Consider the following 13,414-nt stretch of genomic DNA (forward strand, 5'->3'; position numbering starts at 1 on the left):
TGTTATGCATTGCTTTTTTGATATTCAGGAATATAAAGAATCTGCCCTTCTTCAAGCTCCGCATCAACCGATAATGAGTTTGTGCGAAGGAGCTGCTGCACATTCAACTGATATCGCTCACAAATAAGATCGACCGTATCTTCTTGCTGAACTATACATATTTTCATGCGAGAAAAATCTTCCTCCTCCTGCTTAGCAAATAGCTTTGTTAAATAAAGAGAGTTCTCACTGCCAGACGTTTCTCTCTCGTCATATTCAGGCTCCTCTTCTTCTTGAGCTGACTCATATACTTTTGGTGCTTCTCGTTCATATAACCGTCCGAGCTGGTTCGTATCATCCTGTTCCTGTTCCTCTTGCTCCTCTTCTACGTGGTAAGTGGGTGATTCAAATATTGGATACGGCTGAACCGTTTCTTCCAGCTCTTCGGCTGCTTCCGGATCTTTTCTCACTTCCACCTCAAAGAACGTATCTTCCCGCTTCTCTTCTTCTAAGAGCTTAGGCGGTTCAAAAAATGGTGGTTCTTGCACCTGAGCTTCAGGTAAGGAGCGATAACCAAGCGCCACTTCTTCTTGGCTCTCCGTTTCCTCCAGTTCTTCCGATTCTTCCGGTTCTTCGGTTTCTCCCTCTTCTTCCCTACTCACCAGCTCTATCTCAATTTCTTCTTCCTGTTCTTCTTGCTGTTCTTCTTGCTCGGCGCGTGTGTCATGCTGTAATACAGCCTGTTCCTCATATTCTTGGCTCTCCGTTTCCTCCAGTTCTTCCGATTCTTCCAGTTCTTCGGTTTCTCCCTCTTCTTCCCTACTCACCAGCTCTATCTCAATTTCTTCTTCCCGTTCTTCTTCCTGTTCTTCTTGCTCGGCGCGTGTATCATGCTGTAATACAGCCTGTTCCTCATAGACCTCACGTTCATTGCCTTGCAGCTCTTCTTGTTCCTCATGCTCTGGCTGCAGCTGATAATTGTAGGTCACATCGCCATATTCTTCTTCAGGACGATGGACAAATTCATACGGCTCCTCTACCTCTACAGGCGCTTGAGGCATTTTCTCGTCTAATAGACCCTCAATCGCCAGATCAGCTTGAATGGTGAGCAAACGATTTTCTGTCAGCTGGTAATCAAACGCATCAATAAACACAAACACATCATTTAAATGACTGATTTTATTCTTAGGGATGGTGATATCAACCGGGAATTGATGCAGAAGCTCCGCCGTTCCGTCTTCTCTTACCTTCACCTCATCAGCTTCCCTGTATGATGCATAGGAACTCAATTCACCCAATAGCTCCTCTTGATTTATGTTGTATTCTCCTGTTAGCTCGAGTGAACCTCTAATCGAAACATAATCATTCACTTCTTGAACGAGAATGTCAGGATCGAGAGAAATTGACAGCAGCTCACTGACTTCCTGTCCGCTTTTGAAATAAATGGATTCTTCTACCGAAAACTGTAATCGATTGTTTTGAGACAAGTCGGTGTCCTCCTTTCATCTAATCCTTCAAAATAAAATTAGATGTCAATACAGATGTATGTGAGAGGCAGTGAAAATATGATTGGTTTTCAGCAACACAAAAAAGCCGATATGTCCCCATACCGGCTTTCGTTTATCGACGCAGTTTTTGAAATACCTTTTCCACTGTCTCAATCGTATATTCGATGTCTTCATCTGTATGAGCTGTTGACAGGAACAGTCCTTCGAATTGAGAAGGAGGAAGGAAGATGCCGCGATCCGCCATTTCCTTGTAAAATTCAGCGAATAAAGCGAGATCAGCGGTTTTTGCTTTGTCATAATTGACCACTTCTTCATTTGTAAAGAAGAATCCAATCATCGAACCCGCACGGTTAAACGTTAATGGAATTCCGTGTACTTTCGCCGCTTTTGAAATGCCTTCTTCCAGCCGGTCTCCTTTTCGTCTAAACTCTTCATAAGACTCAGGTGTCAGCTGTTTTAAGGTTTCTAAGCCTGCTGTCATCGCAAGAGGGTTACCAGATAACGTTCCTGCTTGATAAATTGGACCGCTTGGTGCAATTTGTCTCATGATATCCGCTCTTCCGCCATAAGCACCGACCGGGAGACCGCCTCCGATCACTTTACCAAGGCACGTCAGATCAGGTGTGATGCCAAAATAGCCTTGCGCGCAGTGATAATCCACACGGAAGCCAGTCATGACCTCATCAAAAATGAGTAAAGCTCCGTATTGCTCCGTGATGTCTCTCAGCCCTTGTAAGAAACCTTCTTGCGGAGGAACAACCCCCATATTTCCTGCAACCGGCTCGACAATGACACCTGCAATATCGTCTCCAAACTCCTGAAAAGCAACTTGAATGCTCTCTAAATCATTGTACGGCACTGTGATCGTGTTGCTTGCAGTCCCTTCAGGTACACCTGGGCTATCTGGAAGCCCTAGCGTTGCGACACCTGAACCCGCTTTAATGAGCAAAGAATCGCCGTGGCCATGATAGCAGCCTTCAAATTTCACAATTTTATTTCTGCCTGTAAAGCCGCGAGCTAGACGAAGTGCACTCATGGTCGCCTCTGTACCAGAGCTGACCATACGAATGACTTCAATGGAAGGAACTCGCTCTGATACAAGCTTAGCTAATTCATTTTCAACTAACGTGGAAGCACCAAAGCTTGTCCCCTGTTCCGCAACTCGTTGAATACTTTCAACCACACGGTCATTCGTATGCCCTAAAATTAGCGGTCCCCATGATAAGACATAATCGATGTATTCATTTCCATCAATATCATATATCTTGGCGCCTTTGCCTCGTTCCATAAAAATCGGGTCTGTGTTAACTGATTTAAATGCACGCACAGGGCTGTTGACACCACCAGGCATTAAATGCTGCGCTTCTTCAAATGCTTGCTTTGATTTTTCATAGCTACGTCCCATTTCAACGTCCTCCTGTCTATCCGTTCTTTATTCTGAGAGCCATTTGGCTGCATCTTTTGCATGATACGTAATGATGAGCTCTGCTCCTGCACGTTTCATGCTTGTCAGCATTTCAAGAACAAGCTCTTTTTCAGAAATCCAGCCATTTTGAGCAGCGGCTTTGACCATTGCATATTCTCCGCTCACATTGTAAGCAACAACAGGGAGTGTAAATTCATTTTTGACATCACGCATAATATCTAAATAAGAAAGGGATGGTTTGACAATGAGGAAATCAGCCCCCTCTTCTACATCAGACTGCGCTTCTCTGAGTGCCTCTAAACGGTTTGCAGGGTCCATTTGGTATGTTTTACGATCTCCAAACTGCGGTGTGCTATGCGCCGCGTCACGAAACGGGCCGTAAAAAGCACTTGCATATTTCACAGCATATGACATGACAGGTACATGAATAAAGCCAGCTTCATCAAGTGCCTCACGAATGGCCACAACAAATCCATCCATCATATTGGAAGGAGCAATGATATCTGCACCTGCGCGCGCTTGGCTAACAGCTGTTTTCGCTAAAAGCTGAAGAGATTCATCATTTAAAATTTCACCATCTTCAACGATGCCGCAATGTCCATGATCTGTATATTGGCATAAGCAAGTGTCTGCAATGACCACAAGTTCTGGGAAATGCTTTTTGATCTCAAGCGTCGCTCTTTGAACAATGCCATGGTCGTGATACGCCTCACTGCCCACATGGTCTTTATGATCTGGAACACCAAATACAATAATTGATTTGATGCCTAGGTCGACAAGTTCTTGGACTTCTTCTTTTACAAGGTCCACTGAAATGTGATAAACACCCGGCATTGAAGGGACTTCTTTTCGGACATTTTCTCCCTCTACAAAAAAGATCGGATAAATGAAATCAGATGGTCTTAAAAAGGTTTCTCTGACTAATTCTCTCATTCCTGCGCTTGTCCGCAGTCTGCGGTGTCTGTTAAATTTCATCATTGGTTCAACTTCCTTTCAGATAAACGGCACATCAATTCAAGCATTCCGTCTACCGTATAAGTATCTGGGGTTTCAGAAGAAATCCCGTATTGAAGCAGTGCCTCTTTTGTCAGAGGACCGATCGTCACAAAACAGGTGCCAGAAGCAGCCAGCTTCGCTGCATCTGCCTCCATGGCATGCATAAATGAATGGACAGTGGATGAGCTCGTAAATGTAATAAAATCAAATGATTGCTTCGTCATCGCCGTTTTGAGAGCGGCAATACCTTCCTCATCCTTGACGGTTTCATATAAAATCCATTCCTTTACTTCTATGCCAAGCGGAATGAGGGTTTTCTTCACGACATCTCGAGACAGGTGTCCTTTTGCTACAAACACACGCTCTCCCGGACGCACATGGTCAAGTAACGCATCTGCGAGCTCTTCCGCTATGAATCGTTCTGGTACCACATCCACCTTCAAGCCGTGCTGCTCAAGATAGGCAGAGGTTTTCTCACCTACAGCAGCCACTTTCAAATGCGATAAACTCTTATGTAAATGATGGTCCTTTATGTAGCTCAGAAAAAAAGACGCACCATTCACACTCGTGAAAACAAGCCATTGGCTATTTTCTAAGTCCTTTAAAAAGGCCTGCGCTTTTTCTTTTGTGAGCGTAGGCTCAAACCGAATAAGAGAGGTTAAAACAGCATGGCCGTTCAGCTCTTCAATCTTTTGCTGAAACACACCCGCTTGACGTTCATTTCGAGTGACAAGCACCGTCTGTCCGTGAAGCGATTTGCCTATGGTCATTGGGAGGACAGATCCTTTTTCACCTTGTCGATTAAATCTTTTGCTCCCTTATCAGCCATCTGCTTCGCACATGCTGTCCCAATTGCCTCAGGGTCAGTGCCTGATACAGTTTCTCGAATAATCGTGTGTCCGTCAGCAGATGCCACAAGACCCGTCAGTTCAATTTCATCACGCTCATTCATCGTTGCATAGCCAGCGATCGGCACCTGACAGCTGCCATCCATTTGTTTGAGGAAGGCTCTTTCAGCGAGAACCGTTTTCTTCGTATATTCATTCGTAAATTGAGCGAGGAGCTGCAATAGCTCTTCATCATCCCCGCGGCACTCAATCGACAAAGCGCCTTGGCCAACGGCGGGCAGGCAAGTCTCAGGAGATAAAAATTCCGACACAACCTCTTTGCTCCATCCCATTCTGGACAGCCCAGCAGCCGCTAGAATAATGGCATCATATTCTTCATTTTTCAGCTTTTCCAATCTTGTATCAATGTTTCCTCGAATCCATTTAATGTCAAGATCTGGTCTTTCCTGAAGAAGCTGGGCACTGCGCCGTAAGCTGCTTGTTCCCACAATAGCACCCTTCGGCAGTTCATGAAGACGCAGATGATCCTTCGAAATAAGAGCGTCCCTTACATCTTCACGCTCAGGAATACAGCCAATGACTAAACCTTCAGGAAGAGCAGCCGGCATATCCTTCATACTGTGAACCGCCATATCGATGTCATGATTCAGCATCGCCTGTTCAATTTCTTTGACAAACAGTCCTTTTCCGCCAACCTTTGATAAGGTCACATCTAAAATTTGATCACCCTTTGTCACAATCTCTTTTATTTCAAAAGAATAAGAAGGGTTTAGTTCAGACAGCTTTTGAATAACCCATTTTGTTTGTGTAATTGCAAGCTTACTTCTTCTAGAACCTACTTTAATTGTACGCAATACGTCTTCCTCCCGACAATGCCCTTTAGACTCATCATTATTTATTGAAACCAATGAAAGGTTGATAAGCTACCAAGCAGAAAATAATTGATCATCAGCACAATGAATGAACCGACATTCCACAGTGCCACGATTTTGCCCTGCATATTTCTCACCAATCTGATATATAAGTAAAATCCGTATAAAAACAGCATAATAAACGAACCAAGCACCTTTGCATCTGTCCAGTACAACGTATCATACGAAATATATGCCCAAATGATGCCAAGAATCAAACTAAGCAAGAGCATTGGCACACCAATAATGTTTAATACGTACGCCATATGATCAAGCTTCGATAAATCTTCAATTCTCAGAAGCCATTTTCCCCATTTTTTCTTTTTCAGCAAACGATATTGAAAGAGATAGAGAAGGGAGAAAGCAAATGAAAGTGAAAAAGCACCGTATGATAAAATCGCCATCGTAATATGAATCACAAGCAGTTCACTCGTCAGCTTCCCCGTTAGTTCTGCTGAGTGGAGATCAGATGGTGTAAAGGTGTGAATCGCCATCATGGAAAAACCGATGACATTTGTAAAAAAGACAATAAATTCAACACGCAATACTTTTGTGAGAACAAGTGAAAGTGTCACAAGCACCCACGTATAAAAATATAAACCCTCTGCTACATTCAACACAGGGAATCGGTCTGTTTCCATCATAATATAGAACATGTAGACTGTTTGCAGCAGCCAGACAATAGAAAGCAACCAGAAAGCCATTTTTCCAGCCTTCCGGTTGTGTTGAAGAAAATCTATGAAATAGAACAAGACACTTAGTGCATAGATCAAGGTCGTCGCTTCGCCTAGTCTCGCTACAATGGATTCCATCATCGCTTAATCACTCACTGGCAACTGTAGCAAAGCCTTGTGCCATATTTGGTTTGAACAGCTGAAATGACCCTTGCTCCACCTGTACAGGCTCCACCTTTTGCTCTTCATCTTCAACCTGTAAATCAAAGATTTCTTTGAAGAGTAAAAGTTTTTCCTCTGCATTCGGCTCCGCGGCAATTTCTTTTGCCTTTAAGATAGGATCTTTCAGCATTTGATTAATAATGCTTTTCGTATGTTTATTTAATAGCTTCATTTCACGGTGTGTGAGGTTCGGAAGCTTTCGTTCAATACTCTGCATCGTATCCGCTTGAATCGTCAGCGCCTTTTCTCTAAGTGCAGAAATGACAGGAACCACACCAAGCGTATTCAGCCATTGCTTAAATTCCACAATTTCTGCTTCAATGAGGAGCTCAACCTGCTCAGCCACCGCACGGCGCTCTTTTAAGTTGGCTGCCACGATGCCCTCAAGGTCATCAATGTCATACAAAAAAGCACCTTCTACTTCAGAAATGGCTGGATCTAAATCACGGGGCACAGCAATATCCACCATAAATAGAGGTCTGCCCTTCCGCTTTTTATTCGCACTTTCGACCATTTCCTTTGTAATGACAAATTGTTTCGCACCAGTGGAGCTAATTAAAATGTCCGCTTCGGATAATGTTTTTTCCAATTGGTTTAAGCTTTTAGGCTCTCCTGAAAAACGACCCGCCAATTCTTTTGCTTTCTCATACGTTCGATTGATGACCGTTACTTGACCAATCCCTTGACCTTGAAGGTTTTGAGCCGCTAGTTCGCCCATTTTACCCGCACCAAGAATCAGGACATGTTTATCAGAAAGACGTCCAAAGATTTTTTTTGCAAGCTCGACAGCTGCATAGCTGACAGACACGGCATTAGACGCAATGTCTGTTTCCGCATGAGAGCGTTTTGCAACGGTGACCGCCTGTTTGAATAAATAATTGAAAACGGTACCAATGGTCTTCTCCTCTTGAGCTACTTTAAAGCTAGAGCGCACTTGACCAAGTATTTGTGTTTCGCCAATCACCATGGAATCAAGTCCACAGGCCACACGGAATAAATGCTCAACCGCTCCATCATTTTCATAGAACTTCAAATAAGGAGAGACATCTTCTTTTTCTAAACCGAACCAATCGGCTAAAAATCTTTTTATATAAAACCGTCCAGTATGAAGCTGATCTACCACTGCGTAGATCTCTGTTCGATTACATGTTGAGATGACGATATTCTCTAGAATGCTTTTTTCTTCTTTAAGCTTGGACATCGCTGTTCCGAGCTCGCTCGGTTCAAAGCTCAGCTGTTCCCGTATCTCAACAGGGGCTGTTTTATAATCTAAACCCACAACAAGAATATGCATAACTTCAGCTTGCACCCCCAACGCCCTATCTAATTTATAATAATTACAATATAGAATTTATTATTTATAATGATTATAACATATATTCATTTTTAACTGGATGAAAATTGTGAACAGATTTCAAAAATGTTGTGATATAGTAGAAAAATGTTCGACACTAATTATGCCATATCATCACTTCAAGCAATTTACCAGATTTGGCGCGTGCGGACAAATGATCTGCTTAAAAGAAGGTGACATCTTTGAAGAAGAAATCCATTTTGCTGCCGCTCACTTTGCTGGCTGTAGCGCTATATGCCATTCTCTCAGGAGGTCAATTTGACATTTGGAAGGATCAAGAGAAATGGTATACACTCATACTGCTTTTTGGCCTCGCTTTCTTATATCAAGGAAAGAAGGAGCAAGAAAGCGCTCATGTGTTTATCGGTATGCTTATGACGGGCCTTTCGCTACACTTTATTCTTCAACCAAAATTAGACCACTGGCCAGACACATTTACGATGATCGTATTCATCGTTGGACTTGCACTCTTTATGAAATCATCTCAGAAAAAAGAATATCGTATTGAAAGTGTTGTTCTCATTGCACTCGGTCTGTTCCTTTATTTCTTTCAGCAAATTACAAAACAGCTAAGTTCCCTTTCGATCCCTACTTCCGGTTTTGAATTGTACTGGCCTTATGTACTGATTGCTGTCAGTCTCCTCTTATTATTTTTAAAAAGGAAATAACTTATACAATAAAAAGGCATCTGTCCATGACAGATGCCTTTTCTTTTAGCTGTTAATCTTCGCAAGGATGGCATTCCAGGCTTCGTCTTTTCCCTTTTTCGTTTCAGAAGAGAACAGGACTAGTTCGTCTGATGGGTCAATGTCGAGTGTCTGTTTGACGACTTTCGCATGTTTTTCCCATTTGCCTTTTGGAATTTTGTCCGCCTTTGTTGCGATGACAATCACGGGAACTCCGTAATATTTCAGGAATTCATACATGTTCACATCATCTACTGATGGCTTATGACGCAGGTCCACAATTTGGACGACTGCTTTTAATTCTTCACGCATTGTAATATACGTTTCGATCATTCTACCCCAGGCTTCGCGCTCTGTCTTTGATACTTTAGCAAAGCCGTAGCCTGGAACGTCCACAAAATGGAGCATATCATTGATGATGTAGAAATTAAGCGTTTGAGTCTTACCTGGTTTAGAAGACGTACGCGCTAAATTTTTACGATTAATCAATGAGTTGATGAACGAGGACTTCCCAACATTTGATCGTCCAGCAAGAGCGATTTCAGGCAGTCCCCCGCTCGGGTACTGCTCTGGTTTTACCGCACTAATGACGATATCTGATTTTGTTACTTTCATCTTCCCTCTCCTACCAACGCTTTCTCAAGCACCTCATCTAAATGTGAGACCGGAATAAAGGTTAGTCCTTCTCTCACACTTTCAGGAATATCATCAATATCCTTCTCATTGTCCTTTGGAAGAATAATGGTTTTCAGTCCTGCGCGATGTGCGCCTAATGCTTTTTCTTTTAGTCCGCCAATTGGAAGCACTCTTCCTCTTAACGTAATCTCACCTGTCATACCAACCTCTTTTGACACAGGTCGTCCTGTGAGTGCTGATACAAGAGCCGTCGCAATGGTGATACCAGCTGATGGCCCGTCCTTTGGAACCGCACCCTCTGGAACATGGATATGAATATCATGCTTTTCATTAAAATTAGGATCAATGTTCAGTTCATCTGCTTTCGAACGAATATAACTGAATGCCGCCTGTGCAGATTCTCTCATGACATCACCAAGCTTACCTGTTAACAAGAGCTTGCCTTTACCGGGAGAAAGTGATACCTCAATCGACAAGGTGTCTCCGCCAACAGTGGTATACGCAAGTCCTGTGACAACCCCCACTTGGTCTGTCGTTTCAGCCTGGCCATAACGGTAAAGTCTTTTTCCGAGAAATTCAGATAAATTCTTTTCCGTCACCGTGATGCGTTTGCGGTCTTCAGCCACAATCGCTCTTGCCGCTTTACGGCATATTGCCGCAAGCTGACGCTCTAATCCACGAACACCCGCTTCTCTTGTGTAATAGCGAATCGTATCATAAATCGCTGCTTCACGAAGCTGCAAGTTCCCTTTCTTTAATCCGTGCTCCTTTAGCTGCTTCGGCAGAAGGTGATCTTTCACAATTTCTGCTTTTTCAACCTCTGTATACCCTGCAATCGTGATAATCTCCATTCTATCACGAAGTGGACCTGGAATGGTTGCTAAATTGTTGGCAGTGGCAATAAATAGCACCTGAGACAAATCAAATGTTTCTTCAATATAGTGATCGCTAAAGTTATGATTTTGCTCTGGGTCTAAGACTTCGAGCATCGCTGAAGATGGATCACCTCTAAAATCAGAGGACATCTTATCGATTTCATCTAAAAGGAACACCGGATTCATCGTTCCTGCCTTGCTCATTCCGCGAATGATACGGCCTGGCATCGCACCTACATACGTTCTTCTATGTCCACGAATCTCAGACTCATCGCGCACACCGCCAAGGGAGATCCGGATAAACTTTCGGTCAAGTGATTTGGCAATGGATTTGGCAAGTGACGTTTTCCCTACCCCAGGAGGTCCTGCTAAGCAAAGAATCGGTCCTTTTAATGAATTGGTCAGCTTCTGTACAGCAAGATATTCAAGCACTCGTTCTTTGACCTTTTCCAGCCCGTGATGCTCATCATCTAAAATTTCACTTGCAAGCTTTAAATCTAGACGATCTTCTGTATAGATGCCCCATGGAAGGCTGATCAGCCAATCAATATAATTTCGAATCACAGAGCTCTCAGCAGAGCTTGAAGGAATTTTTTCATAACGATTCAATTCTTTGAGCGCCGTTTCACGAACAGAATCCGGCATGCTCGACTCTTCGATTTTAGACATTAAAGAACTGACTTCGCCAGTTTTTCCTTCTTTGTCTCCAAGCTCCTTTTGAATGGCTTTCATTTGTTCACGCAAATAATATTCTTTTTGCGTTCGTTCCATTGAACGTTTCACGCGCTGCCCGATTTTCTTTTCAATCTCGAGTACTTCTTTTTCATTGTGAATTAAGCTGATGACCCGGTTCAGCCGTTTTTTGACATCCACTGTTTCCAGTACTTCTTGTTTGTCCTTTAATTTGAGCGGCAGGTGAGAAGCAACGATATCTGCCATTCTCCCTGGTTCCTCAATATCCGTCACTGTTGCATATGTTTCAGCTGAGATTTTTTTTGAAATTTTTATGTATTGATCAAAGTGATCTAACAATGTACGCATGAGTGCTTCTGCTTCTGCGTCCTTTAAATCTTCTTCTGCCAATTCTTTTATGTCGACGGACGTATAGTCCTCCAGCTCTACGTATGATTCGATCTGCGCTCGATTCAAGCCTTCAACGAGTACACGAATCGTTCCATTTGGCAGCTTCAGCATTTGTTTAATTTTTGTGTAGGTGCCGACTTTGAAAATTTCCTCTTCACCTGGTTCATCTATTGAAATTTCCCGCTGTGTTGCTAGAAAAATCATATGATCGTTCATCATCGCCTGTTCTAATGCTTGAACAGACTTCTCGCGTCCAACGTCCAAATGCAAGACCATTGTTGGATAAACAAGTAAACCTCGCAATGGAAGGAGCGGAACATTCTTTTTGATTTCATCTGCCATGTTGATTGACACCTCCGTCACTAGTATGAATCATTATAATATACCTGTTTCAGTCTTGTACAATGTAAAAGACTTGAGAAATGTTGATCTTACCGTAGTATACCCTTTCTTTTTATCATGAAAAAGAAAAAAAGATCTATTTCACTAAAAAATCCCCATATGTGATGGGGATTAAACAGATTTTCTTTTCATTTCGTCTTCTAGTCCATCTTTCTTCTCGTCTGGCGGGTTGACCAAACACTGATCCAGCACTTCTTGGAAGTGCTTCACAGGCACAATGGTGACCCCTTCAATCTCTTTTAAGATCGACTGCTGGTTGTCATAAGGAATAATGACGGTTGTGGCACCAGCTTGTTTCGCTGCCTTAATCTTCGGTATCACACCGCCGATCGGCTTCACCTGACCCTGCAATCCGATTTCACCCGTCATGGCTGTCAGATGATCGATCGGGATTTGATGTATGGCTGAGAAGATCGCGGTCGCCATAGCAATCCCAGCAGACGGTCCATCAATAGGGGCACCGCCTGGAAAATTAATATGGATGTCATATTCATTTGTCCGAATGCCTAAATTTCGAAGCACCGTTAATACATTTTCAACTGACCCTTTGGCCATACTTTTTCGTCTAATGGATTTCGACTGATTGCCAATGCTTTCTTCTTCTGCAATGCCTGTAATGTTGATACTGCCTTTTTCAAGCGCCTTACAGATATTCACTTCAATCTCAAGCAGGGCGCCGCTGTTTGGTCCATAAACGGCCAGTCCATTGACTACCCCCACTTTTGGCTTTTCTGGTACTTTTTGTTCATATCTTGGTGTCAGCTGGCTTGAATGAATGACCCATTCTACATCTTCGATCGTGATGTCTTTTCGGTTTTCCGTGACAGCCATACCAGCGGCAATCTGCACCATGTTGACCGCTTCACGTCCATTTTTCACATAGGATGTTAAAAGGTTCAGCCCTTCATCACTTAATTCCTTTTGAATTTTTTGGACAGCCTTGGCAGCGACGATTTTCAGTTCATGCTGGTCAAGGTCCTTAAAGAAAATTTCCAGACACCTTGACCGGATCGCTGGTGGAATTTCGTCAGGCGTTCTTGTCGTGGCACCAATCAATCGAAAATCGGCCGGAAGCCCATTTTGGAAAATATCATGAATGTGATTTGGGATTTGGGTATTTTCTTCACTGTAGTAGGCACTGTCTAAAAAGACTTTCCGATCTTCAAGCACTTTGAGCATTTTGTTCATTTGGATCGGATGCAGCTCGCCAATTTCATCGATAAACAGAACCCCGCCATGAGCATGTGTGACGGCTCCTTGTTTTGGCTGCGGAATGCCTGCCTGTCCCATTGCTCCAGCCCCTTGGTAAATCGGGTCATGCACGGAACCAATGAGCGGGTCTGCGATGCCTCGTTCATCGAATCTCGCGGTTGTGGCATCGAGCTCTACAAAGACCGCATCTTTCTTAAACGGTGAATCAGCGTGACGCTTCGCTTCTTCCATCACAAGACGGGCAGCGGCTGTTTTACCGACTCCCGGTGGTCCGTAGACGATGACATGCTGAGGATTCGGCCCGCATAGTGCCGCTTTTAGTGCACGAATGCCGTCTTCCTGCCCTACAATATCTTGAAACCCCTTTGGCCGGACTCTCTCTGATAAAGGTTCACTCAGCTTGATTGACCGCATCTTTCTGAGTGCTTCCATTTCTTTCTTTGACTCTTTGTCTATCGTCACCTTTTGTGTGCGCTGATTTCGCAGTAAGTTCCAAAAGTACAGCCCGATGACGATACCAAAGAACAGCTGTATGAATAATACGATTCCTGTCCAGCTCAATCGGTGCTCCCTCCTTCATCTATCGTATGTATTGGTTTCTG

11 protein-coding genes are annotated in these 13,414 nt (G+C 43.4%); 1 reads left to right on the top strand and 10 read right to left on the bottom strand.

All coding sequences use genetic code 11. From position 1 onward, the window contains the following. Window positions 1-2: 2 nt before the first annotated feature. The 7 genes from C6344_RS08325 to hemA form a co-directional block, all read right to left on the bottom strand. On the bottom strand, window positions 3-1,466 hold the full coding sequence (locus C6344_RS08325; RefSeq protein WP_106071778.1) for a LysM peptidoglycan-binding domain-containing protein: 1,464 nt from the start codon (window positions 1,464-1,466) through the stop codon (window positions 3-5). A gap of 133 nt (window positions 1,467-1,599) precedes the next feature. Further along, window positions 1,600-2,892 carry a glutamate-1-semialdehyde 2,1-aminomutase gene (gene hemL, locus C6344_RS08330; RefSeq protein ID WP_034661671.1) on the bottom strand — a complete coding sequence of 431 codons (1,293 nt, stop codon included), beginning with the start codon at window positions 2,890-2,892 and terminating at the stop codon, window positions 1,600-1,602. Window positions 2,893-2,919: 27 nt separating this feature from the next. Continuing rightward, window positions 2,920-3,891 carry a porphobilinogen synthase gene (gene hemB / locus C6344_RS08335; protein WP_034661673.1) on the bottom strand — a complete coding sequence of 324 codons (972 nt, stop codon included), beginning with the start codon at window positions 3,889-3,891 and terminating at the stop codon, window positions 2,920-2,922. Further along, window positions 3,888-4,679 carry a uroporphyrinogen-III synthase gene (locus tag C6344_RS08340; RefSeq protein ID WP_060596893.1) on the bottom strand — a complete coding sequence of 264 codons (792 nt, stop codon included), beginning with the start codon at window positions 4,677-4,679 and terminating at the stop codon, window positions 3,888-3,890. The genes hemB and C6344_RS08340 overlap by 4 nt, the downstream gene beginning before the upstream one ends. After that, window positions 4,676-5,611: a hydroxymethylbilane synthase gene (gene hemC, locus C6344_RS08345; protein ID WP_060596894.1), complete on the bottom strand. Its 936-nt coding sequence runs from the start codon at window positions 5,609-5,611 to the stop codon at window positions 4,676-4,678. Before hemC ends, C6344_RS08340 begins: the two co-directional genes overlap by 4 nt. Window positions 5,612-5,652: 41 nt before the next feature. Next, window positions 5,653-6,483 carry a cytochrome c biogenesis protein gene (locus tag C6344_RS08350; protein ID WP_034661681.1) on the bottom strand — a complete coding sequence of 277 codons (831 nt, stop codon included), beginning with the start codon at window positions 6,481-6,483 and terminating at the stop codon, window positions 5,653-5,655. 7 nt (window positions 6,484-6,490) lie between these two features. Beyond that, window positions 6,491-7,858 (bottom strand): glutamyl-tRNA reductase, encoded by a 1,368-nt coding sequence (gene hemA / locus C6344_RS08355; RefSeq protein WP_012010780.1) that lies wholly within the window; start codon window positions 7,856-7,858, stop codon window positions 6,491-6,493. 242 nt (window positions 7,859-8,100) lie between these two features. Here hemA and C6344_RS08360 point away from each other — a divergent pair, with 242 nt between their 5' ends. Next, the gene (locus tag C6344_RS08360) at window positions 8,101-8,586 is read left to right on the top strand and encodes a hypothetical protein (RefSeq protein WP_060596895.1); all 486 of its coding nucleotides are present in this window, start codon (window positions 8,101-8,103) and stop codon (window positions 8,584-8,586) included. A 45-nt stretch (window positions 8,587-8,631) separates the two neighbouring features. Here the strand turns inward: C6344_RS08360 and yihA are convergent, their stop codons facing one another. The 3 genes from yihA to lonB all read right to left on the bottom strand — a co-directional run bounded on the left by yihA (window position 8,632) and on the right by lonB (window position 13,373). Next, window positions 8,632-9,219, bottom strand: coding sequence for a ribosome biogenesis GTP-binding protein YihA/YsxC (gene yihA / locus C6344_RS08365; RefSeq protein ID WP_034661689.1), 588 nt, complete (start codon window positions 9,217-9,219; stop codon window positions 8,632-8,634). After that, window positions 9,216-11,540 (bottom strand): endopeptidase La, encoded by a 2,325-nt coding sequence (gene lon / locus C6344_RS08370; RefSeq protein ID WP_066030587.1) that lies wholly within the window; start codon window positions 11,538-11,540, stop codon window positions 9,216-9,218. The genes yihA and lon overlap by 4 nt, the downstream gene beginning before the upstream one ends. A gap of 171 nt (window positions 11,541-11,711) precedes the next feature. Beyond that, the gene (lonB, locus tag C6344_RS08375) at window positions 11,712-13,373 is read right to left on the bottom strand and encodes an ATP-dependent protease LonB (RefSeq protein ID WP_012010784.1); all 1,662 of its coding nucleotides are present in this window, start codon (window positions 13,371-13,373) and stop codon (window positions 11,712-11,714) included. Window positions 13,374-13,414: the final 41 nt, after the last annotated feature.

Origin of the sequence: Bacillus sp. GBSW19, assembly GCF_002998655.1 — a bacterium.
In the GTDB taxonomy this organism is placed as follows: domain Bacteria; phylum Bacillota; class Bacilli; order Bacillales; family Bacillaceae; genus Bacillus.

Coding starts and splice junctions, on each gene's coding strand:
- hemL (WP_034661671.1), bottom strand. CDS start 2,892: ATGGGACGTAGCTATGAAAAATCAAAGCAAGCATTTGAAGAAGCGCAG.
- C6344_RS08340 (WP_060596893.1), bottom strand. CDS start 4,679: ATGACCATAGGCAAATCGCTTCACGGACAGACGGTGCTTGTCACTCGA.
- lon (WP_066030587.1), bottom strand. CDS start 11,540: ATGGCAGATGAAATCAAAAAGAATGTTCCGCTCCTTCCATTGCGAGGT.
- hemB (WP_034661673.1), bottom strand. CDS start 3,891: ATGATGAAATTTAACAGACACCGCAGACTGCGGACAAGCGCAGGAATG.
- yihA (WP_034661689.1), bottom strand. CDS start 9,219: ATGAAAGTAACAAAATCAGATATCGTCATTAGTGCGGTAAAACCAGAG.
- C6344_RS08350 (WP_034661681.1), bottom strand. CDS start 6,483: ATGATGGAATCCATTGTAGCGAGACTAGGCGAAGCGACGACCTTGATC.
- hemA (WP_012010780.1), bottom strand. CDS start 7,858: ATGCATATTCTTGTTGTGGGTTTAGATTATAAAACAGCCCCTGTTGAG.